General features: G+C 63.3%; 1 protein-coding gene. It reads right to left on the reverse strand.

Features of this window, described 5'->3' with window-relative positions; translation table 11 throughout:
* Positions 1–1,115, reverse strand: a 1,115-nt coding sequence (locus EOA22_RS34650) for a mechanosensitive ion channel domain-containing protein (protein WP_164756221.1), incomplete at both ends; no start/stop codon positions are given.

The following is a 1,115-nucleotide window of genomic DNA, read 5'->3' on the forward strand; positions in this document are numbered from 1 at the left end:
TTGGAAAACAGCACGAAGGGTTCGGGGTTCTTCAGCACCATCGGGTGGCTGCGGGCGATCTCCAGCAGGACGGCATGAACCTGCTTGACGTCGCTGCCATAGGCGACGCCGACCTTGATGTCGACGCGGCCGAGCTTGTTGCGGTGCGTCCAGTTGCCGACGGCGTTGTTGATCAGGTTCGAATTGGGCAGGATCACCGATTGCCGCTGGAAGGTTTCGATCTCGGTGGCGCGCACGCTGATCTTCTTGACCGTGCCGCTGACGTCGCCGGCAACGATCCAGTCGCCCACCTTGAACGGCCGCTCGGCCAGAAGGATCAGGCCGGAAACGAAATTGGACACCACGTTCTGCAGGCCAAAGCCGATACCGAGGGAAAGAGCGCCGGCGACCAGTGCCAGGCTGGACAGGTCGATGCCCGCCGCCGAGATGCCGACCAGTGCCGCCAGCGCGACGCCGGCATAGCCGACCGCCAGCCTGATCGAGTTGCGCACGCCGGTATCGACCTTGCCACGCGCCATGACCGAGCCGTCGAGCCAGCCCTGGAACCACCGCGTCAGGAAATAGCCTATGACGAAGACGACGATGCCGGAGAGGATGCCGGTGACCGAGATCGTCACCGAGCCGATGTTGATCCCGGTTGCGAGCTTGTAGGCCCAAGCCTGGATATCGCCGGGCTGGAAACCCCACATCAGCAGGATCAGCGGCAGGAACACCAGCACGATCATCACATTGATGGCAACGCTGACGACAAGGCCGAGCTGGTCGAGGGCCGTATCCTCGTAGCTGGAATTGGCCGACAGCCAGCGCCCGACGGAGGTGTTGGCGAAAGCACCCTCCTCGCCGATCGCCTGCGCCGACAGGAAGCCGATATAGGCGGTGATCAAGGCTGTGCCGGTGACGACGACCTGCAGCGAAACGAACAGCGCAAGGCCGATATAGCCGAGCAAGGCGGCTATGATGGTGAATAGGCCAAGGCCCAGCGACAGGTAGCGCAGCCATGCCGGCCAGGGCCGCCAGCTTCCGTCGCGCGCCTTGAACGGCCTCAGCATCGCCATCAGGATCAGGATGATGCCGACGATGATGGTGGCGACAAAACTGCGGGCGATGGTCAGCGA

Origin of the sequence: Mesorhizobium sp. M7A.F.Ca.US.014.04.1.1 (assembly GCF_003998745.1) — a bacterium.
In the GTDB taxonomy this organism is placed as follows: Bacteria; Pseudomonadota; Alphaproteobacteria; order Rhizobiales; family Rhizobiaceae; genus Mesorhizobium; species Mesorhizobium ciceri.